This window comes from Streptomyces telluris (assembly GCF_024519335.1).
Classification (GTDB): Bacteria; Actinomycetota; Actinomycetes; order Streptomycetales; family Streptomycetaceae; genus Streptomyces; species Streptomyces telluris.
This window is the reverse complement of record NZ_JANIID010000013.1, coordinates 23,733-44,447: the sequence shown is the minus strand read 5'-3', so window position 1 is coordinate 44,447 and position 20,715 is coordinate 23,733. Positions and strand designations below refer to the sequence as shown.

The window sequence follows — 20,715 nt, the reverse complement described above, 5'->3', positions numbered from 1 at the left end:
AGTCGCCCGATCGGACGACTGGAGCTCCCGCCGCGCAAGTGAAGCAGCGCCTGATGATGTTGGTCGAGGTGACCGGGGCGGAACCGTCATCTTTGCGCCATGAAGGGGACGCGTGTTCGCGTGATCGGCACCGGCTTTCCGGGGTGTTCAGGGAGGGGAACCAAGGCTGACCTGGTGCGATTATCCGCATTTTCCTCGCTCCGGACCGGCGTGCCGGAAAGCCCTGCCCCTGGGGGTGAGGTGGCCGATTGTGTGCGGTCGCGTCGCACGCCCGAGGTATGACGGTCAGTCAGACCTGCTTCAGACCGGCTTCTGAGCCGTCAGCAGGACGGCGCCGAACTCATCGACGTCGATCATGTCGGCAGGGCCGAACTTCTCCCCCGCGGCCTCGTCGAAGGCGGTCCGCATGCCTCCCTGGTCCCGGCGGGACCTGCTCATCTGGTCGAACGTCCGGCGCACGCATTGCTCGGTGATGTCGAGGAGTTCCGTGAAGCGCAGACCCGCCCGGCTCAGCATGGGCACGTACTCCTCGGGCCGCGCCAGGGTCATGATGAAGTCCCGCAGGCACCGGTCCATGGCGGAGCGCAGCCCGGCCGGGATCGGATCCCGTTCGAAGAAGTCGGTCAGCACCAGCCGGCCCCCGGGGCGCAGCACCCGCCGGATCTCACGGAACACCTGCTCGCGGTCGGGCATGTGGAAGATCGATTCGATGGCGATGGCGGCGTCGAAGGAATTGTCCTCGAAGGGGAGCCGCATGGCGTCGGCGTAGCGGAACTCCACGCGGTCGCGGAGCCCCGCCGCCTCGGCGAGCGCGGTGGCGCGGGCGACCTGCCCCCGGCTGACGGAGATGCCGGTGACCTGCGCACCGGTGCGCCGGGCGATCCGCATGGCCGGCTGCCCCACCCCGCAGCCGACGTCGAGGACCCGGTGGCTCTCGTCGACCTGCAGGCGGTCCGTCATCATGTCGGTGAGCCGGTCGGCCGCCTCCACGAGCGGCGCACCGTCGTCCTCGGCGTCCCAGTAGCCGAGGTGGAGGCTTCCGCCGACCGTGCCGGTGTCGAGCGCGGTCAGGCGGTCGTAAAGGCGTCCGACCTCTTCGGGGACTGGGAAGACGGTGTGAGCACTGGACACTAAGGTCCTCCGTTTCTCTTCTGAACGTCTTTGCTGAACGGGGCCTGCTGAGGGCTGCCGAACGGGTCTTCCGACCAGGGAAAACGGAGTCCCTCACACCACCCCCGTTGGCGTGAGGGGTTCCGTGCGTTCGCGCCACGCCACGTTTGCCGTCGACAGCGGTGGCTCTTCCGATGACGAACATCGTGCGACACCGCCCTTGCGGCACCCTGGCCGTGCCACTGACGTTTCCTTGCCGCTGCCTGCGACCGGATTCGGCCGCACTGGCGAAGTCCCTGCAGTACCCTCGCCGTTCGCTTGCCATGCGCTTGCCGATGGCTTGTCGTGATCTTGGATTGCCCTGGTGCGTATGCCAAGATCCGATTTGTAAGGCACCGGACTCTCCATGCCGGAGGCCCGTCATCAGTCGCGCGTACGAGAACGATTGGGACCGACATGCCCGCATCTCCGACGCCGGAGCCGACACCGACAGCCCCGCCGGCAGCCGAGCCGGCGACCAGCACCCCGAGCGAGCCCCTCCTGAGCGTTCTGGGTCCCATGTCGGCGCACCACGACGGGCACGACCTCCTCATCGGCCCCCCGCGCAGGCGGGCGCTGCTCGCCCTGCTCCTCATACGCCTCGGCCGCGTGGTGCCCACCGAACTGCTCGTCGAGGAGCTGTGGGGCGAGGAGCCGCCGGGCCGGGCCGTCGCCACGCTCCAGAGCCACGTCTCCCACCTGCGCCGCGCCCTCCAGCCGGCGGCCGGGCCCGACGGTGCGTCGCTGCTCCGCCACCGGGCGGGCGGCTACGTCCTGGAACTCGACCCCGCACGGATCGACGTCTGCCGCTTCGAGCTCCTGGTCACCGAAGGACGGCGGCTGCTGGAGCAGCGCGACCCGCTCGCCGCGCGCGACCGGCTCACGCAGGCGCTGGCGCTGTGGCGAGGCACGCCCTACGGGGAGTTCGACGGGCACCCGCCCCTCAGCGACGAGAGCGCCCGGCTCGAACACGTCCGGCTCACGGCCGTGGAATCCTGCGCGGAGGCGCTGCTGGCCCTCGGAGCGGCCGAAGAGGTGGCCGCGGACCTCGAACAGGAAGCGCGCCGCCATCCGGCGCGGGAGCGCCTCGTCGGCCACCTGATGACCGCTCTGTCCCGGCTCGGGCGGCAGGCCGAAGCCCTTGAGGTCTACGAGCGGACGCGCAGCCACCTGTCCGAAGAGTTCGGCGTCGGTACGACCGCCGCGCTCCGCCGCGTCAGGACGGCGATACTCCGCCAAGAACCGGGAACGGGCGGACCTACCGAGGAATCGCGCCACGGGCGCGTCGATGCCGTGGTCCGCGGCGGGGAGGGCCGCGTGGCCGATGCGGTCGGTGCAGGCGGTGCAGCTGGTGTCGCCGCTGCCACTGCGACTGCCACTGCCGTCACCGCTGTCACCGCTGTCACCGCCGTGCCCGACGGACCCGTCCCGGCGGACGGTCACATGCACGTCGTGCAGAGCGCCGAGGGCGAGCAGCCCAGCACGGCCGCGGTCGCGGCTGCCGCCAGCGGCGGACCAGCCGGCACAACACGTACAGCCGACACAGCCAGCACAGCCAACACTTCCGGCACCTCCGACACTTCCGATACCGCCGGCACCGCCAATACCGCCGGCACTGCCAATACATCCGGCACCTCCGACCCCACTGACACCACCGGTCCCACCGACACCCCCGAACCCGGCCTCCCCCTGGGCCAGTCGCCGTTCACCGGCCGCAGCGAGGAGCTGCAGCGGCTGACGGCCGCGGCGACGAGCGCGCTGTCCGGGCACGGGCACGTGGCCGGCGTCCTCGGCCCCGCCGGAGTCGGCAAGACCCGGCTGCTTCTCGAACTCGCGCCACGGCTGGAGGCCTGCGCGAGCCGGGGCGGCGCGGACCTGGAAGTGATCTGGAGCCACTGCTTCCTCAGCGAGGGCGTACCGCCCTACTGGCTGTGGACGCAGGTCCTCCGGCGGCTGTCCGCCACCCGCCCGGAGGCCTTCCGCCGCGCGGCGGAACCTTTCGGCTGCCTCCTCGCCCCGCTCATGCCCGAGCGGTCGGCCGGGCCCGGTGCCGGCGGGCCGGGCGCCGACTCCGACTGGGGTCAGGCGCGGTTCCTCACCCACGACGCGGTCTGCGAGGTCCTGCTCACCCTGGCCGGGCAGCGTCCGCTCGTGCTGTTCCTGGAAGACCTGCACTGGGCCGACACCGCCTCGCTCGACCTGCTCCGGCTGCTGAGCACCCGCCGCCAGGGCCACCGGCTCGGCATCGTGCTGACCGCCCGCGAGTTCGAGGTCGAGGCCGACGCCACGATGCGCCGGATGCTCTCCGAGGTCCTGCGCGGCCCCAGGACCGAGACCCTGCGGCTCGACGGGCTCTCCCGGCAGGCCGTGGCCGCCATCGTCCTGGCGCAGGCCGGGCCGGGGGTGGACGCGAAGGTCGTCGAGGTGCTGCACCGGCGCAGCGAGGGCAACCCGTACTTCGTGATGCAGCTCCTGTCCCTCCTGGGGGACCCCCGCAGCCTGCACCGCCCCGACGCGGCGGACGTGCTGCTGGCGCGCGTTCCGACGGGGGTGCGCGAGGTGCTGCACCAGCGGTTCGCGGCGCTGCCCGAACCGGTGCTGCAGGTGCTGCGGCTGTGCGCCGTCATCGGCTCGGAGGTCGACACCGACCTGCTGCACCGCACGGCCACGGCGGACGAACCCGTCGCCGTGGCGCTGGGGTCGGCGATCCGCGCCGGGCTGCTCGGGGAGGAGCCGCAGCATCCGGAACGGATCCACTTCGCCCACGCCCTGGTCCAGGAGACGCTCATCGAGGAGCTGGCGCGCGAGGACCGGCAGCGGCTGCACGCCAGGGTCGCCGAGGCGCTGTGCGCCCGCAGGCACGGGCAGGTGGGGGACGGGGACGTCGAGCGGGTGGCCCACCACACCTGGCACTCCGGGAGTGTGCTGCCGCCCGCGCAGGCGCTCCCGCGGCTGCTGCGCGCCGCCGACCAGGCCGAGCAGCAACTGGCGTACGAGCGCGTGGAGACGTGGCTGCGGCGTGCGGCGCACCTCGTCGGCCTGCTGCCCCCCGGCGACCCCTCGGCCCTGCCCCTGGAACAGCGGCTGAACATACAGCTCGGGCAGGTACTGGCCACGACCCGGGGCTACGGGCACCCCGAGGCCGAGACGGCGCTCGCGCACGGCCGGGCCCTCAGCTCGGCCACCGAGGCGCCCGAGGACCCGTCGGTGCTGTGGGCGCTGTGCGCGGCGTACCTGGTGACCGGACGCTACGACGCCTCACGGCGGTTCTCCGGCCTGCTGCGCGGCCTCGCGGAACGGACCCGGGAGCCCGTGGCGGTGCTCGGCGCGGCATACGGCGAAGGCATCGTGCTGCACATCCGCGGGCGGCTGCCGCAGGCGCTCGCCGAGCTGGAGCACGGCGTCGACATGGCGGACCGCTACGCCCGCGAAGGCCACGCGCTGGCCCGCACCTTCCAGCACGACCCGCGCGTCTCCTGCCGCTCGTACAACACGTTCACCCACTGGCTCCTCGGCGACCGGCGGACCGCGGCGGCGCGACGGCGCGAACTGCTGCACCTGACCGAGTACGACAGCAGGCCCTCCGACCGGTCCTTCGCCCTCTACGTGGACGCGGTCGTCGCGGCCTGGGAGGGCGACGCCCGTACGGCCCGCGCCTCCGGCGCCGAAGGCGCCCGCCTGGCGGGCGAACACGGGCTGCTCTACTGGAAGGCGATGCTGGGCCTGCTCGAAGGGTGGGGCCTGACGCACTCGGGGTGGGAGGACGACGGCCTCGCCCTGATGCACGTCTCCCTGGCCGAACTGCGCCGCTCCAGCACGCTCTTGCGTCACCCCCTCCACCTGGGTCTGCTCGGCGAGGCGCAGCACCACGCCGGGCGGCCCGAGGAGGCGCGTGAGACCTTCCGCGCGCTGCTCGCGGCCGTCGAGCAGCGCGGAGAGCACGTTTACCTGCACGAGGCCCTGCCCGCCACGCGGCTGCTGCGCGACCTCCTGGGGAGCGGAGCGGCGGGGGCGGTGGAGAGAGCGGCGGCCGGGGCGACGCCTCCCCATGCCCGGTGGGGGTCCCGGAGGCCTCCGGGCGGGCTCGCCGCCATCTGAGCCTCGCAGCGGTCCGCGAGTCCGTACGTTCCGCATGCGGGCTCGCTACGTGACGGGTTCGGCTTCGAGCCAGCGCTGCCGGCGTGCCCCGCGGTACTCCAGCGCCGGCCACCCCAGGCCCTCCAGCACGCGGGCGCAGCGCTGGAGGGCCTCGTGCTGCCCGGCAGCGGCCCCGCTCCCCGGAGGGCCGAGCCACTCGACCCGTACGCTCCCCAGCTGTTCCCCGGGACGGACGCGGTAGCCGGTCGCGCAACACTGCCCGTCGGCGTCGACGGCGGAGGGCGGAATGCCCGCGGCTTCGAGGACGAGGGCGACGGCGCGCACCGGCTGGCGCCGTTCCCAGTCGGCGGGGCGGGAGGACGGGTCCGTGAGGTGGCCGTTCATCAGCCGCCTGATCTGCAGCAGCCCTTCCATCGCCTCGCGCACCGCAGCGGCCCGCTCGGAAGCGTCCCCCGACGGCGGGCGGCCGTCTCCGGTGTCCACCTCGAACGTCCCCTTCATACGGCTGCCTCCTTACGCCTCGATCCGGCCATGGATCCGGCGTCGTCCGCCCCTCCGGCTCCCGTCCGGCTCCCCGGATCCCCGGATCCCACTATGGACGCAGCCACTGACAACACCGCGCGTACGGCCGTCAGGCGCGGCGACGGCGCAGGCGGCCGTAGAGGATGAACGCCTCCATTCCGGCCAGCAGGCCGGCGCAGGCCCAGGCCGTTCCCGACGACAGTCCCGGGGCGTCGCCGCCCAGACGCGGCCTCAGCCAGTCCTCCGGGTCCGTGACGATCGTGGCCTTGTCACCCTGCCGGACGCTCTCGTCGCAGCCCCTGCGGTCGCCCACCTCGGCCCTGTGCGTCTCCCCCGCAGCGGACCACACGATCGTGCAGGTGCGGCCTTCACTGCTGTGTTTCCGGGTGTACGTGGAGACGTCGCCGACCAGCGCCTCGTGGACGGTGCCGCGCTGTCCCAGGACGTAGTCGTCCAGGGCCGGGCCGGTGAAGAGGACGAAGAAGAAGCCGAGGGCCGCCATGCCCGCGCCCGGTCCCGGGCCGCACATGCACCAGGCGGCGATCAGGATGACCACCGTCAGGGCGAACCCGGCGAAGAGCAGCAGCGTGTCGTCGGGCGGGTTCAGCCACGAGACGGCGGCCAGGAGTACCGGCGTGAGCAGCATCGTGGCCACCGTGCCCGGCCACCGGGGCCTGCCGCCGACCCGCCGGGCGGGCGCCGCGCCGGGGCCCACCGACAGCTGCCCCGAGCCCTGCGCCCCTCCGCGTATGCCCGAATCCGCATCCGGATCCGGATCCGGATCCGCACCCACCCTGCTGTTCACCACGAGTTCACCACGCCTCGATCTCTTCTGCCCCGTACGGGGATCCCCGCTGGAGGACCCGAGGGGCGAGGTTACGCGGTGGCGGGATCCACGGGGCCGGCCGTGTCGGCTGTGGATGGCGCTGGACGCGACCGTACCCCCGGCGGGTCAGAGGGCTGCCGGGCAACGGGCGATGTTCAATGCATAAACCACAGGATTCGGCCCATGCGTCTCTGTGCGCCCCAGGAGCCTCAGCGCCCGGACCCCCGACCCGTCGGCAGGTGAATGTGAGCCCCGATCGCAAGAAGATCCCTACGCCCGGGCAGCGCGTCCCTGCGCGCGGTGGCGCGACGGCCACCGACCGGATGCTCCGCACCCTGCTGCGGCGCCGCAAGAAGTCCTTGAACATCCAGGACGTCACGGTCACCGACCGCCCGCAGGTCCGCCGCGCGGTGCTCGCCGCCGCGCTCGGCAACATGATGGAGTGGTTCGACTTCGGGGTGTACGCCTATATGGCGGTCACCCTGGGCAGGGTCTTCTTCCCCTCCACGTCGCCCGGCGCCCAGGTCGTCTCCGCCTTCGCCACCTTCGCGGCCGCCTTCCTCGTCCGGCCCCTCGGCGGCCTGGTCTTCGGCCCGCTCGGCGACCGCATCGGCCGCCAGCGCGTGCTCGCCGCCACGATGATCATGATGGCGGTGAGCACGTTCGCGGTCGGTCTCCTGCCGGTCTACGTGACGGCCGGCTTCGTCGCCCCGGTCCTGCTCCTCATCTGCCGTCTGGTGCAGGGCTTCTCCACGGGCGGCGAGTACGCCGGAGCCACCACGTACATCGCCGAGTACGCGCCCGACACCCGCCGCGGGTTCCTGGGCAGCTGGCTGGACTTCGGCACGTTCGTCGGTTACGCGCTCGGCTCGGGCCTCGTGACCGTGCTCACCGCGGTCCTCGGCACCGACGGCATGACCGACTGGGGGTGGCGCCTGCCCTTCCTCGTCGCCGGGCCCCTCGGGCTGATCGGCCTGTACATGCGGATGCGCCTCGAAGAGACGCCCGCCTTCCGCGCGGAGACAGAGGCGGCCCGGGCGCGGACGCCGGGCACCGCCTCCGGAACGGGCTCCGCGGAGGAGAAGGCCGAGGAAGACGTCGAGCAGGCGCGCCAGTCCGGCCACGGGCGGCTGAAGGAGATCTTCACCCGGCACTGGGAGGCGGTACTGATCTGCATGGGGCTGGTCGTCGTCTACAACGTCACCAGCTACATGGTCACCTCGTACCTGCCGACGTACATGACCGAAACCCTGAAGAAGGACGCCACCACCGCACAACTGCTCATCCTCGGCACCATGGTCCTGGTGGCCCTCACCATCACCGTCGTGGGCCGCTCCTCCGACCTGTGGGGGCGCAGGCCCATGTTCATTGCGGGCAGCGCCGCCCTGATCGCCCTCGCCTACCCCTCGATGCTCCTGGTCCGCGCCGACGGGGCGCTCCTCCCGGCCTTCGGCTGCCTGATCCTCGGGCTGCTGCTGGTGTGCTTCGCGGGCACCGCCGCCGCGACCCTGCCGGCGCTCTTCCCGACCCGGCTTCGCTACGGGGCGCTATCCGTCTCGTACAACATCTCCGTGTCGCTCTTCGGCGGCACCACTCCCCTGGTGGTCTCCGCCCTCCTCGAGACGACCCGCGACGCCATGGTCCCCGCGTACTACCTGATGGCGGCGGGTGTGGTCGGGCTCGTCTCGGCGTTCTTCCTCCATGAGACGGCGGGCAGGCCGCTGCGCGGCTCGGGGCCGATGGTGGAAACCCCGGAGGAGGCCCGGGTACTGGTCGCCGACAGCCGCACGGAGGCCGGCCGCCGCGCCAGGGACATCTGGCTACGCCTGCGCCACCCGGGGCACCGGCACCACGAAGACCAGTGACCGGCCCAGGTGCGCTGGGCTCCGCGGCCCGGGCGCAATACGAGGTCTGGGATCTGCTCCGGGTCATGAGGACTGCCATGCGGCACGACCTCGGGGTGTCGCCCCCGAGGTGACGGCTCGGGGCAGCCCGGCCTCGGAGGCTGGACGGGCCTCCGGCACGGGCCTACCGCTTCGCCTGGCCCAGGCCCTCGCTCCGGTGGGCCCACAAGGTCGCCTGCGGGTCGACGTAGGGGGCGGCTCCGGCGGCGCGGTCCTGGTCGTGGCCGCAGCGCAGGCTGATCGTCGCGGGGCTCGTGCTGGTGAAGGCGCCGTGGACACTGACCGTGGTCACGAAGGTGCCCGTGCCGGCGCTGCCGGGGCCGGGGTTCCCGACGACCGTGCTCGCCCCGCCGATGTTGGTGTTGCCCGTGTACAGCATGCAGCGGGTGTAGTCACTGGGTCCCCAGCTGACCAGCGTCGCGTTGGCCGACAGCACCCACGACCCCGCGGGCACGGACTCCGAGATCACCGTCGTGTGCGCTCCGCCCGCGGTGCTGAGCTGCACCGCGGACGTGCTCTGTCTCACGACGTCCTGTCCGTTCGCGAGGTTCGGCGCGTCCACCACGGATCCTCCCGCGGTGCTCGCCGTGCCCGCCGTGCCCGCCGAGGCCGTCGCGCCCGTGAGAACTCCACCGGCCACCAGCACACCGGCGCCCAACCCCATCGCCAACCGGGACGACATCTTCATGTTCCTGGCTTCCTCTCGCAGAACCGGTGAGTCCTTGCGTGCCAAAGGATGCTGCCGGGGAGGGCTACTGGATAGGGCGAGTTCGGCCGTCCGGGCCGGGAGCCGGGCCCGTGCCCGCGGACGTCATTGCGCCGCCTTCGTTCAGAATTGGCGGTACATGAGATGCAGGCCCACCGGCCCGAGTTCGGGATGCATGAACGCACCGGGAACGGTCCCGAGGACGGCGAAGTCGAGGCGCTTGTACAGGTCCACCGCGGCGTGGTTGGACTCGACCACGGCGTTGAACTGCATTCCCGCGTAACCGCGCTCCTGCGCCCAGTCCACCGCGTACCGGCACAGGGCACCGCCCACGCCCTTGCCGCGGGCGTCGGCGGCCACCATGAAGCTGGCGGTGGACACGTGGGCGCCGGGGCCCGGCCGGTTCGGTCCCATCTTGGCGGTGCCGAGGACGCGCTCGCCCTCGACCGCGACGACGGTCAGCCCCGGCGGCGCCTCGACCCACATGCGGGCGTCCGCCTCGGTCATCTCCGGGTCGTAGACAAAGGTCTTCCGCTCCTGGACGACGTCCCGGATGATTCCCCACACCTGGGGCCAGTCGGATTCTGCGAATTCACGGATGTGCAAGTGCATGGCCGTACGCTAGCGGGGCCGTCCGGACCGGCAGCGCGCACAGGGCATCGTGGACGGCTTCCCGGCCGCTGCACCGACGGACGCCCGGTCGGTGATGTCGGCCACACGAAGGTGAAGTGCCCACAACTGGACGGGACTTCGCCTGCTTACGGGCCCGTGCGGCCGGACCTGCCGCGACGACCGGGGCCGTACGCCGACGCACCGCCGCATCGCGCGCACTCCCGGGGCGCGTGGCGAACACGGGGTCCTTGACGCGAACCGTCCGATAGTGAACGGATCGTTCCTGCGGTTGTACGTACCCGATCGCTCCGTAAGGAGACCACGATGCGTTTACCGATACCACCGCCGCGCTCCAGGGCCCGACCCGGACCACGCGGATCGCGGCTGACGGCGGTCCTCACCTCCGCCCTGCTGGCGGCCGGACTGCTGGTCGGCGCCGCCCCCGGACCGGGCGGTTCCACGGCACAGGCGGCCGGCCGGCCGAAGGCGTCGGCCGCCTCGGCGGCCAACGGCTACCTGCCGTTCGCCACCTACAACATGCAGGGCTCCGACCACGGGCTGCGCTGGGGCGGCGAGGTCGGCCCCCTGACCATGCACCACAACGTGGTCGCGCTCCAGGAGGCGGGCAGCGGGCCGCCCGCCGAGCCGCACCAGGCCCGCGGCACCGGTGAGTCGATCCCCATCCCCGGCCCGTTCCCGGCGGGCCTGCCGGGCGCGGTGAACCACACGCAGTGGGAGTACCGCCACCACCGTCGCCACGTGTACTTCCTCCAGACCGACCCGCGGCGCGACAGCGCCACGGGACGGGACCGGTGGACCGGCGGCCGGGTCAACCTGGCGGTGGTCACGCACGCCCGCGCGGACGAGGTCCGCGTCATCGAGAACCCGCTGTACAACCGGGACGAGCCCCGCAGCGAATACCGCTACCGCCGTGCCCTCGGCCTCCGGTTCGGCAACACCGTCTATTACAACGTCCACGCGCGCGGCCCGGACGTCGCCCCTCTGCTCAGGCGGATCCGTGCCGCCACCCGCGCCGGCGAGAACTGGGTCATGGTCGGCGACTTCAACCTCGACATCCGCAACCGCACCGACCGGCAGGCCCGGGAGCGGACCCTCCGCCTGCGGGCCGACGAGCAACTGGCCCGGGCCGGCCGCTCCACCCACCAGCGGGGCGGCGAACTCGACTACGCGATCACGCACGGCACGCCCCGGTTCAACGCGGCCATCCCCGCGGGGCGCGGGGCGGACCACTATCCCGTCCAGTTCGAACCCGCCCCCACTCCCGTGCCGGCCGCGCCCGACGGTCCGGTGCACAACTTCTCCACGGCCCTCGAGAACACCGCGACCGGGCAGGTCCTGGATGCTCCGGGCACCGCCGGAGGCCGGGTGACCACCAGTCAGCAGCGGTACAACCTCCGTCAGCGGTTCCGCATGGACACCGTGCAGGGGCACTGGTACCGCTTCGCCCGCGGCAACAGCCCCCGAGCCGCGTCCGGCGCCCTCGCCGCCCGCGCCGACGGCGACCTGTGCCCCGGCATCAACCCGTTCCTCCCGCTGTCCGTCGTCATGCTGCCGTGCAGCGCGCCCGGGGCCCAGTGGCGCCCCGAGGACCCGGGTGCGCCCGGCGGCCCGCTGCGCTGGCGCAACTCCCGCCACCCGGAGCTGTGCCTGACCGGTGGGAGGAACGGGGCGGTCGCGGCCCTCGCGTGTGGTGACGGCACCGCCCAGCAGTGGTGGGACAACTCCCGCGCGGTGGACGAGCGCGCATGGGAGAACGAGGAGAAGCGGGTGCAGCTGCGCGCGTTCAACGGCCTCTTCCTGGACAACTTCAGCGGACCCGGCCACGACGGCACGCCGCTGACCACCCGCCGGCGCAACATCGGGGTCATCTCCCAGCGATGGGACATGCGGTACGCCGGCAGCGGCGACAACCTCGTCCGGGTCAAGGGAAGCGGCAGTGGAAGGTGCGTCGATCTCCTGAACGAGGAGCGGCCCCGTCCCGGTGACCGTTCCGTGCTGCACGGCTGCACCGACCGCGGCAGCAAGATCGACGGCGCGGGCCACCGCTGGCAGGTGGAGACCTATGCCGACGGCAGCCTCCGCTTCCGCAACGAGGCCGCGCACATGTGCCTGGTGGCACCTCTGCGGGAGACGGGCTACGTCACGATGGACACGTGCAGCGACGACGCCCGTCAGCGCTGGACGGTTGTGCCGTGACGCCGTGACGCCGTAACGGCGAGGCGAACCGGCCTGAGCCGGGCGGCGCGCGCCGCCCGGCTCAGGCCCCGGGACGGTACGTCCCGGGACCGGTACGAGTACGGGGCCTCCCGCATCAGCCGAAGAAGACCGAGGAGATGTCGTTGTCGAAGCCGATGGAGGCCAGGTCGGCGACATCGCGCTCGACGACCTTCGACTTGCCGGTGCAGTTGCGCCCGGACCAGATCTTCAGGCTGCCCTGCACCTGGAGGGAGGAGGCCACGTTGTCCCGGGCCACGTTCTGGCAGCCCTTGCCGGCCAGGCCCTGGGCGGGGTCGCCGAAGTTGCGGTTGTCGAAGAGGACGACGCTGGTGGCGGGCTTGGCCGGCGAACTTCCGCTGCCGCTACCACTGCCGGCACCAGTGCCGGTGCCACTGCCGCTACCGCTCCCCGTGCCTTCCCCACCCGCGCCACCGCCGGCCTTCTTGCCGTCAGGGGTGACGCCGAACCACGTGCCCCCGACCCCCTGGCCCTTGGTGTCGCCGGGCTTGGTGTCCTTGCTGAAGCGGTAGACGGGCCAGCCGCCGACGGTGACCTGAAGGGTGCCGTCGTCCCGCTTGACCGTGCCGACCTTCGACTTGTCGACGCCGTCGAGGAAGATCCTGCCGTCCCGGGCGACGACGACCGGCGGCCAGGTGACCGCGCAGTCGCCGTTGCAGGTGGACTTCGACGGGTTCGCGGTGTCCTTGTCGAAGCGGTAGAGGGTGAAGCCGGCACCGTTGACCACGACCGGGTTCAGGCTGCCCGCCTTGGACGCGGAGAGCTGCACCCAGCGCTGCGCCTCGGGCTTCGTGGCGGGCTTTCCGGGCTCGTTCGCCCAGTCGCCCGTCATGGGCTGGGCGTTGTTCTTCTTCGCCGTGCCGCTGAGGAAGTTCAGCTCCTGCCCGTCGGACTGGGCGCCGGTGTTCGCGCCCGCCCGGGCGGCGGCACCGGCGGAGGCCGACGTGGCCGGCGCCGAGGAGTCCTTGCTGTCACCGCCTCCTCCGCAGGCGGTGAGCAACAGGGCTCCGGCGGTGGCCGACGTCACGATCGCTGCAGTGCTCTTGCGGAACATAGGAGATCCCCCACCTATGGGCCCCGGTTCCCTCCCGGGGCCGTCTCCCCCCTGTACGGAGCCCGCTCCGCGAAGACCTCAGCCGGTTACCGTTCCGATACACGACGTGGACGATGTAACAGCGCGATCAGCCGGCGCCGGCACGGCACAGCGGTGCCCGCACTCAGCGGTCGAGAACGGTCCACAGCGCCCGCTCGACCGCGCCGGGGTCGCCTTCGGCCGCGCTGCACCAGGCGACGATGCCGACCCGAGGAGAACGCGGTGAAGTGCCCCCGCACGCCCGCAGCCCAGGCCGGAACACGGTGCGCAAGACCCGCGGCAGAGCGGTGACGGCCGTGTCTGCCCGTAGCAGATCCCCTTGGTGCCCTGCGTACGCGGTGCTTGAGTGAGCGCATGGAGATATTGGTACTGGGCGGGACCGCATGGCTGGGCCGGGAAGTGTCGCGGCAGGCGCTCGGGCGCGGTCACCGGGTGACGTGTCTCGCGCGCGGCGAAAGCGGGCAAGTGGCCGATGGGGCGGCGCTGGTGGCCGCGGACCGGCGCGACCCTTCGGCGTACGATCCGCTGCTCGACCGCGAGTGGGACGCGGTCGTCGAGGTGTCGTGGCAGCCCCGCTTCGTCCGCGAGGCGCTCCGGGCCCTGGGCGGCCGGGCGAAGCACTGGGCCTACGTGTCCTCGGTCAGCGCCTACGCCTCGCACGGCCTGCCGGGCGCGGACGAGTCCGCGGAGTTGCTGGCGCCGACCGACCGGGACGAGGCCGGCCGCGAGCTGTACGGCGAGGCGAAGTCCGCCTGCGAGCAGGCGTCGGCGGCCGCGCTGGGCGACCGCCTCCTCATCGCGCGCGCCGGCCTCATCGGCGGCCCGGGTGATCCCAGCGGGCGCTGCGGCTACTGGGTGGCCCGCGCCGCGCGCGATCCGCACGGGCCGATGCTGGTTCCCGACACGCCCGCCATGCCCACGCAGGTGATCGACGTACGGGATCTCGCCGCCTGGCTGCTCGACGCCGCGGAGGCGGGGACCACCGGCACGTACAACGCCGTCGGGCCGGTCCTCCCGTTCGAGGAGTGGATCGGGATGTCCCGCCGCGCGGTCGGGCACACGGGGCCGCTGGTCCGTGCCGACTCGGCCTGGCTGCTCGGCAACGGCGTGGCCGAGTACATGGGGCCGGAGTCGCTGCCGATGTGGCACGTCGAGCCGGGGTGGGAAGGGTGGTCGGCCCGGGACGGCTCCGCGGCCCTCGCCGCCGGGCTGCGCCACCGCCCCCGCGCGGAACTGCTGGCGGACACGCTGGTGTGGGAACGCGAGCAGGGGCTGGACCGCGAACGGCGGGCCGGGCTCAGCGCCGGGCGGGAGCGCGAACTGCTCGACGCCCTCGGCTGAGGCGTCGACCCGGCGATCCACCACCTCCCTTGACCCGACCGGGATCGCACCGCCTCCCCGCAACGCCCCGCTTTCCGCCACTCCTTCGGGTGGACAGTGGGGCCGGTCGGCGTGACGGGTCCATGCCCGGGCAGGGACCGCCGAGTCGTGGTTCGACCCCGCACAGCCGCCACCGGAGGTTCCCATGCCCCTGAGCTTGCCCCGCGCCGTCCACGCCCCGGGCACCCGCGACGACGGCATGGTGCCGGCATGAGCCAGGCCATGGTCCCGGACCGCGGTGACCGCGCCGCCGTCCCGTGGCGCCGCCGCCCGGCGGTGCTCCTGGCCGTCGCCGTGGCCCGGCTGCTCGTCCTGCTGCCGCCCCGCCGCCTCCGCCGTGCCCTGACCGCCGCCCGCAACGGGGCGGCGCCGGCCACCGCCGAACAGGCCCTCGCCGCCCGTCAGTCGGTCACCGCGCTCAGCCCGCGCTGCGCCGGAGAAGGCTGCCTGCAGCGCTCGGTCGCCACCGCACTGCTGTGCCGGATGCGGGGCGTCTGGCCCGACTGGTGCACGGGGGTGCGCACCGGCCCGTTCCGTGCGCACGCCTGGGTGGAGGTGGACGGCCGGCCGATCGGCGAAGCCCACCAGGCCCCGGGGTACTACCACCGCCTCATGACCGTCCCGGCGCGGAATCCGCAGGCCTGACGGCGCGTGCGACATCGCGCCGTCCTCGGAGTCCCTCCCCCGCAAGGGGCGCAAGGCAGTTGTGCAGGCGCCGGGCGCGCACTGCCGCGCACCGAGCGGCCGCCGCTTGTCGGACTACCGCACCAGCCTCATGGAAAGGAACTCGACTCGCCCCTGCACCTGATCACCGAGGGAGAGCCCATGAAGGCCACCGTCCGACGCGTCCTGACCGCCTTCGCCGCCACCGCCCTGCTCACGGCCGGGTCGGCGGCGATGGCGGCGCCTGCTCACGCGGAAGTCCACGCCACCGTGCTGGACGTGATCGGCGCGGAGGCGAACGGCGCCATCGCTCTCCTCACTCCTGACGGCACCACCCTCCTCGCGCTGCCGAACCCCCTCAGCCCTCTCGTCTGACGGCAGGCCGGTACGTGCTCACCTGCACCCCCGCGCTGCTGGTGACCGTCGAGACCAGTTCCAGCGTGTGCTGTGCACCGTCCTCGGGGAAGACCGACTTACCGCCGCCGAGGAGCACCGGCATGATCATGAGGCGGAGTTCGTCGACGAGGCCCTCGCTCAGGAGGGTGCGCACGAGCGTGGGGCTCCCCATGACCAGCAGGTCGCCGCCCTCCTGCGCGCGCAGCTCGCGGATGCGGGCGACGGCCTCGCCGCCGGGGATGCGCGTGGTCTTGTCCCAGGTCAGGTCGGCGTCGCTCAGCGTCTCGGACACCACGTACTTGGGGATGGCGTTCATCCGGTCGGCGAAGGGGTCCCCGGCCCGCTCGGGCCACGCCGCGGCCATCGTCTGCCAGGTGCGGCGGCCGAACAGCAGCGCCTCGGCGCCGGACAGCGCGTCGTCGAAGGCGCCGCCCACCGTCTCCGGGTCGAAGAAGGGGTGCGACCAGCCGCCGTGGGCGAACCCGCCGTCGGTGTCCTCCTCGGGGCCGCCGGGGGCCTGCACGACGCCGTCCAGGCTCATGAACTCACTGACCACGATACGCACGGGACTTGCTCCTCTTCCTCGCTCCAGCGGGCACGCCACGCAGCCGCGGCGAGGCGGCGGTGACGTTCGGAACGATCGTCGCACCGACCACTGACAACGCCCGGGGCGACAGGCGGACGACGCGCACCACGTCCCCGCCGCGGCCGCCCGCGACCACGTCGATACGGACTCCCGCCGCCGGATCGGTGAAGGACTCTCCGGGGGCGTGGGCCCGGGGCCTCACGACGCGGACCGGTCCCTCCCCGGTGGGGGTGGCGGAGTCGACCTCGTAGATGAGGACGCCGGTCGAGGGCGCGTCCTCGTCGTTGCCCTCGGCGCGCCGCGACTCGGCGACGTAGGCCTTCGCCGGGCCCGTGCGCACCACCGCGATCTTGGTGCCGCCCGGCCGCTCGACCGGGGTCAGCCGGACCGTTCGCCGGCCGGGGGCGGCGAGGCAGGCGACCTGGTCGTCCCGTGTCCAGCCGAGCTTCCAGGAGTGCCAGCCGAGGTACTGCGGGGCGGCGCCGGCGATGTTGCCCATGAGGTCCCAGCCGCCGACGTGGCGGTGGGTCTCGCCCGTGAAGGCGTAGAGGTCGGGCAGTCCGAAGACGTGGCCGGTCTCGTGGGCGGCGACCTTGTGCCCCCAGCGCCACATGTCCTGCCCGAAGGTGACGGCCCATCGGATGCGGGTGCCGTCGGCCGTGACGCCGGGGGTGGCGGGGTCGAAGAGGTAGGTCGGCGAGAAGGAGATCGCGGACGCTTCTCCGGCGGGGACGACGTACACCATGTCGTAGCGGGAGAAATCCGCGTACGGGTCGGCGGCCGTGACCGCGTCGCGGAGGTAGCGCTCGTGGGCCTCGAAGGTGAGGCCGCGCTGGAAGCCGTAGGAGGCGGAGGGCGCCGGCATCCGGATCCAGCGGTGCAGCGGCGTGATCTCCAGCCGTGCCCGCCCGTAGGAGGCCTTGCGCAGCCAGCCGGCGGCGGGGGCGAGGTGGGCGGCGTACGGGGCGGTGGGGCCGGTGGCCTGTGCGTCGGGGAAGTCGGCGAACAGGGTCAGGACGCGGTGCGTGCCGGTGGCGCGCCGGAAGCGGACGGGGTCGGTGTCCTGGCCCTCGTCCGTCCAGCCCGTCGTGCCCTTGAGCGCGCAGGCGCGCGCGGTCGGGGGCCGGGCGGAGGACGACGCCCAGGCCGTCGCGGGAACCGTCAGGCAGCCGGCGAGGGCCGCCGCGATCAGCGGTGAGGTGCGCATGTCCGCCCTCCATCTCGCGCGCGCCGAAGCCGCCGGCCTCCCGCACGCGGTCATGAGTCCTTGTCGCTGCTCCCCTTCGCCCACAGGGAGCGCACGTGGCCGAGGTGCCGTGCCATGCACTGCTCGGCGCCCTCGGCGTCGCCGGCCAGCATGAGGTCGAGCAGTTCGAGGTGTTCTTCGGCCGAGGGGATGAGTTCGCCGCGCCGGTCGAGCGCGGTCAGCCCGTACAGGCGCGAGCGCTTGCGCAGGTCGCCGACGGTCTCGACGAGGCGTTCGTTGCCGGAGAGGGCCAGCAGGGTGAGGTGGAACTGCCGGTCGGCCTCCAGGTAGCCGATGAGGTCGTGGTCGCGGGCGGCGCGCACGATCTCCTCGGCGACCGGGCGGAGCGCTTCGAGGTCCTCGCGGGCGGCGGTGCGCGTGACGCGGCCGGTCGTGGGGACCTCGATGAGCGTGCGGATCTCGGTGTACTGGTCCAGGTCGCGCTCGTTGACCTCGGTCACCCGGAAGCCCTTGTTGCGGACCGGCTCGACCAGGCCCTCGCGGGCGAGGTCGAGCATGGCCTCGCGCACCGGGGTCGCTGAGATGCCGAAGTCCTCCGCGAGCTGCGGCGCGGAGTAGACCTCGCCGGGGTGGAGTTCGCCGGAGATGAGCGCGGCCCGCAAGGCGTGGGCGACCTGGTCGCGCAGCCGCTCGGTGGCGGTGATGAGAGTGCGCTGCTTGAGGTGGCCCATGGTCCCGTGTCCCTTCGTCGCCGGTGCGGCGGCCGAGGTCCGGCAGCCGCGTCCGCGGTACGTGCGCAGCCGCGCTCCCCGGCTGGTCCGTACCTGGACGGACCAACGAGCGTACAATGTCACATCTTTCTCAGGGAGCGAGGGTGTAGGTCCGGCTGGAGGTGTAGAAGTCCAGGGCCGCGCGCCCCTGCTCGCGCGGGCCGTGCCCGGAGGCCTTGGTGCCGCCGAACGGCAGGTGGAAGTCGACGCCCGTGGAAGGGGCGTTGACGCGGATCATGCCCGTGTCGAGACCGTCGAGACCGTGCAGGGCCGCTTCGAGCCCGCCGGTGTGGACCGAGGTGACCAGGCCGTACGGAACGGAGTTGCTGATCCGTACGGCGTGTGCCAGATCGTCCGCGGGCAGCAGGACGGCGACCGGGGCGAAGACCTCCTCTGTGAGCAGCCGGTGACCGGCCGGGACCTTTTCGGCCACGGTGGGCGCCGCGTACCAGCCGGGGCCCTCCGGCGCGGTGCCGGCGGCCAGGACGGAGGCACCGGAGAGGGCCTGGTCGAAGCGCCCCCGGGCCCGGGCCGAGACGAGGGGGCCGCACACGGTGGCCGGGTCGGCCGGGTCGCCCACGGGCAGGGCGCGCAGGGCTTCGGCGAGGGCCTCGCGCAGGGGGTCGAGGGCCGCGCCGACGGCGATCACCCGGCTGGTCGCCGTGCACTTCTGCCCGGCGTATCCGGCGACGGCCGCGGCGATGTGGGCCGCTGCCCGCCCGATGTCGGCGTCGGGCAGGACGATCGCCGCGTTGAGCCCGCCCGTCTCGGCCTGGACCGGGATGCCCCGGGCGGTGGCGGCCCGGGTGACCACGCCGCCGACGGCGGTGGAGCCGGTGAAGGAGACGACGTCGGCGGTCGCGAGGACGGCGCTCCCCTCGGTCGCGCCGCCGGGCACGACGGTGAACACCGCCGCGGGCACCGCCTGCTGGACGAGTTCGGCCAGGCGCAGGGCGCACGCGGTGGCCTCGGGCGCGGGCTTGAGGACGACCGTGTTGCCGGCGGCGAGCGCGGGCGCGGCCTTCCAGGAGGGGATGGCGAAGGGGAAGTTCCAGGGCGTGATGAGACCGGCGACGCCGTGCGGGCGGCGCCGGGTCAGCAGCAGGCCCGGGCCGCCGGCCGTCTCGTGGACGGCGCCGGTGGGCTCGTAGGGGGCCTGGGCGTAGTACCGCCAGATCGCGGCCGTGCGGGCCACCTCGGCGCGCGCCTCGGCGAGGGGCTTGCCCACCTCGCGCACGGCGAGGGCGGCGAGTTCGCCGGCCGCGGCCTCGACCACCGCGGCGACGGCGGAGAGCGCGGAGGAGCGGGCGGTGGCACCGGCCTGCAGCCAGCCGGGCTGGGCGGCACGGGCCTGCTCGACGGCCTCGGCGGCGCCGGAGGCACCGGAGGCGGGCACGTCGCAGACGACGTCGGACGGGTCGGCCGGATTGTGCGAGGCGAAGGAGGTCGGGGCGGCGGCGGTCACAGGAGGAAACCTCCGGGGAAGGGGTCGTCCGGGTCGAGGAAGTACTGGGCGGTGCCGGTGATCCAGGCGCGGCCGGTGATGGCGGGCACGACCGCCGGCACTCCGCCGACCTGCGTCTCCCCCACCAGGCGGCCGGTGAAGCGCGTGCCGATGAAGGACTCGTTGACGAAGTCCCGGTCGAGCGCGAGCGCGCCGCGGGCGTGCAGCTGCGCCATCCGGGCGGAGGTGCCCGTACCGCAGGGGGAACGGTCGAACCAGCCGGGGTGGATGGCCATGGCGTGCCGGGAGTGACGGGCGTCCGAGCCGGGCGCGGCGAGGTAGACGTGCTTGAGCCCGCTGATCTCGGGGTGTTCGGGGTGGACGGGCCGGTCCGGTGAGGCGTTGACCGCCTCCATGACGGCGAGCCCGGCGGCGAGCAGGTCGTCCTTGCGGGCCCGGTCGAAGGGCAGCCCCAGGGCGTCGAGTTCGACGAAGGCGTAGAAGTTGCCGCCGAAAGCGAGGTCGTAGGTGACCGTCCCGTAGCCGGGGACGTCGGCCTTGCGGTCGAGACCGACGCTGAAGGAGGGCACGTTGACGAGCGTGACGGACTTGGCCGCGCCGTCCTCGACCTGGACGTCGACGGTGATCAGACCGGACGGGGTGTCGAGGCGCACGGTCGTCACCGGCTCGCTCACCGGCACCATGCCCGTCTCGACGAGCACGGTGGCGACCCCGATGGTGCCGTGCCCGCACATCGGCAGCACCCCGGAGACCTCGATGTAGAGGACCCCGTAGTCGGCGTCGGGCCGGGTGGGCGGCTGCAGGATCGCGCCGCTCATCGAGGCGTGGCCGCGCGGCTCGTACATCAGGAGCGTGCGCAGGTGGTCCATGTGCTCGATGAAGTGGAGCCGGCGCTCGGCCATGGTGGCGCCGGGGATCACGCCGACGCCACCGGTGATGACGCGCGTGGGCATGCCCTCGGTGTGCGAGTCGACGGCATGGAAGACATGACGGGTACGCACGGATGTCCTTTCCTGTCGGCAGCGGGGAACAGAGGGAGAGAGCGGGGAACAGAGGGAGAGAAGGAGGGCCCGGAAGCCGGC

Annotated in this window: 17 protein-coding genes; 6 read left to right on the top strand and 11 right to left on the bottom strand. The window is 73.1% G+C overall.

The genetic code is table 11. The features are described from left to right. Positions 1–300 precede the first annotated feature (300 nt). A complete protein-coding gene (locus tag NQU55_RS16030) occupies positions 301–1,131 on the bottom strand; it encodes an SAM-dependent methyltransferase (RefSeq protein WP_168094923.1) in 831 nt (276 codons plus the stop codon). Positions 1,132–1,668: 537 nt separating this feature from the next. On the opposite strand from NQU55_RS16030, the gene NQU55_RS16025 reads away from it, so the two are divergent. Beyond that, complete coding sequence (locus NQU55_RS16025; RefSeq protein WP_256790758.1) at positions 1,669–5,247, top strand: AfsR/SARP family transcriptional regulator; 3,579 nt, start codon at positions 1,669–1,671, stop codon at positions 5,245–5,247. 45 nt (positions 5,248–5,292) lie between these two features. Here NQU55_RS16025 and NQU55_RS16020 read toward each other — a convergent pair whose 3' ends face one another. Both NQU55_RS16020 and NQU55_RS16015 read right to left on the bottom strand, forming a co-directional pair. Next, complete coding sequence (locus NQU55_RS16020; protein ID WP_168094282.1) at positions 5,293–5,748, bottom strand: hypothetical protein; 456 nt, start codon at positions 5,746–5,748, stop codon at positions 5,293–5,295. A gap of 130 nt (positions 5,749–5,878) precedes the next feature. Continuing rightward, a complete protein-coding gene (locus tag NQU55_RS16015) occupies positions 5,879–6,577 on the bottom strand; it encodes a hypothetical protein (RefSeq protein WP_168094281.1) in 699 nt (232 codons plus the stop codon). Positions 6,578–6,918: 341 nt separating this feature from the next. Between NQU55_RS16015 and proP the strand changes: the two genes are divergently transcribed. Next, a complete protein-coding gene (proP, locus tag NQU55_RS16010; protein WP_168094284.1) occupies positions 6,919–8,460 on the top strand; it encodes a glycine betaine/L-proline transporter ProP in 1,542 nt (513 codons plus the stop codon). A 163-nt stretch (positions 8,461–8,623) separates the two neighbouring features. On the opposite strand, the gene NQU55_RS16005 is transcribed toward proP, so the two are convergent. Further along, positions 8,624–9,187, bottom strand: a complete 564-nt coding sequence (locus tag NQU55_RS16005) for a hypothetical protein (RefSeq protein ID WP_168094280.1) — start codon at positions 9,185–9,187, stop codon at positions 8,624–8,626. Between the two features lie 141 nt (positions 9,188–9,328). Next, positions 9,329–9,817 (bottom strand): GNAT family N-acetyltransferase, encoded by a 489-nt coding sequence (locus tag NQU55_RS16000; RefSeq protein WP_206329647.1) that lies wholly within the window; start codon positions 9,815–9,817, stop codon positions 9,329–9,331. Positions 9,818–10,141: 324 nt separating this feature from the next. Here NQU55_RS16000 and NQU55_RS15995 point away from each other — a divergent pair, with 324 nt between their 5' ends. After that, on the top strand, positions 10,142–12,034 hold the full coding sequence (locus NQU55_RS15995) for an endonuclease/exonuclease/phosphatase family protein (protein ID WP_168094279.1): 1,893 nt from the start codon (positions 10,142–10,144) through the stop codon (positions 12,032–12,034). Positions 12,035–12,149: 115 nt separating this feature from the next. Here the strand turns inward: NQU55_RS15995 and NQU55_RS15990 are convergent, their stop codons facing one another. Next, positions 12,150–13,127, bottom strand: a complete 978-nt coding sequence (locus NQU55_RS15990; RefSeq protein WP_256790757.1) for a hypothetical protein — start codon at positions 13,125–13,127, stop codon at positions 12,150–12,152. 393 nt (positions 13,128–13,520) lie between these two features. On the opposite strand from NQU55_RS15990, the gene NQU55_RS15985 reads away from it, so the two are divergent. The 3 genes from NQU55_RS15985 (at position 13,521) to NQU55_RS15975 (ending at position 15,584) form a co-directional block, all read left to right on the top strand. After that, complete coding sequence (locus NQU55_RS15985; protein WP_168092415.1) at positions 13,521–14,507, top strand: NAD-dependent epimerase/dehydratase family protein; 987 nt, start codon at positions 13,521–13,523, stop codon at positions 14,505–14,507. Between the two features lie 249 nt (positions 14,508–14,756). Further along, a complete protein-coding gene (locus NQU55_RS15980; protein ID WP_168092414.1) occupies positions 14,757–15,191 on the top strand; it encodes a lasso peptide biosynthesis B2 protein in 435 nt (144 codons plus the stop codon). Positions 15,192–15,371: 180 nt separating this feature from the next. Continuing rightward, positions 15,372–15,584, top strand: a complete 213-nt coding sequence (locus NQU55_RS15975; RefSeq protein ID WP_168092413.1) for a hypothetical protein — start codon at positions 15,372–15,374, stop codon at positions 15,582–15,584. Here the strand turns inward: NQU55_RS15975 and NQU55_RS15970 are convergent. The 5 genes from NQU55_RS15970 to NQU55_RS15950 all read right to left on the bottom strand — a co-directional run bounded on the left by NQU55_RS15970 (position 15,568) and on the right by NQU55_RS15950 (position 20,634). Beyond that, positions 15,568–16,170 (bottom strand): dihydrofolate reductase family protein, encoded by a 603-nt coding sequence (locus NQU55_RS15970; protein ID WP_168092412.1) that lies wholly within the window; start codon positions 16,168–16,170, stop codon positions 15,568–15,570. The two genes, NQU55_RS15975 and NQU55_RS15970, sit on opposite strands and share 17 nt — an antisense overlap. Further along, positions 16,151–17,398 (bottom strand): M6 family metalloprotease domain-containing protein, encoded by a 1,248-nt coding sequence (locus NQU55_RS15965; RefSeq protein ID WP_168092411.1) that lies wholly within the window; start codon positions 17,396–17,398, stop codon positions 16,151–16,153. The genes NQU55_RS15970 and NQU55_RS15965 overlap by 20 nt, the downstream gene beginning before the upstream one ends. A 50-nt stretch (positions 17,399–17,448) precedes the next feature. Beyond that, positions 17,449–18,129, bottom strand: coding sequence for a GntR family transcriptional regulator (locus tag NQU55_RS15960; RefSeq protein WP_058041802.1), 681 nt, complete (start codon positions 18,127–18,129; stop codon positions 17,449–17,451). 130 nt (positions 18,130–18,259) lie between these two features. Further along, positions 18,260–19,633, bottom strand: coding sequence for an aldehyde dehydrogenase family protein (locus NQU55_RS15955; protein ID WP_168092410.1), 1,374 nt, complete (start codon positions 19,631–19,633; stop codon positions 18,260–18,262). Beyond that, positions 19,630–20,634, bottom strand: a complete 1,005-nt coding sequence (locus NQU55_RS15950; protein ID WP_168092409.1) for a proline racemase family protein — start codon at positions 20,632–20,634, stop codon at positions 19,630–19,632. The genes NQU55_RS15955 and NQU55_RS15950 overlap by 4 nt, the downstream gene beginning before the upstream one ends. Positions 20,635–20,715 lie beyond the last annotated feature (81 nt).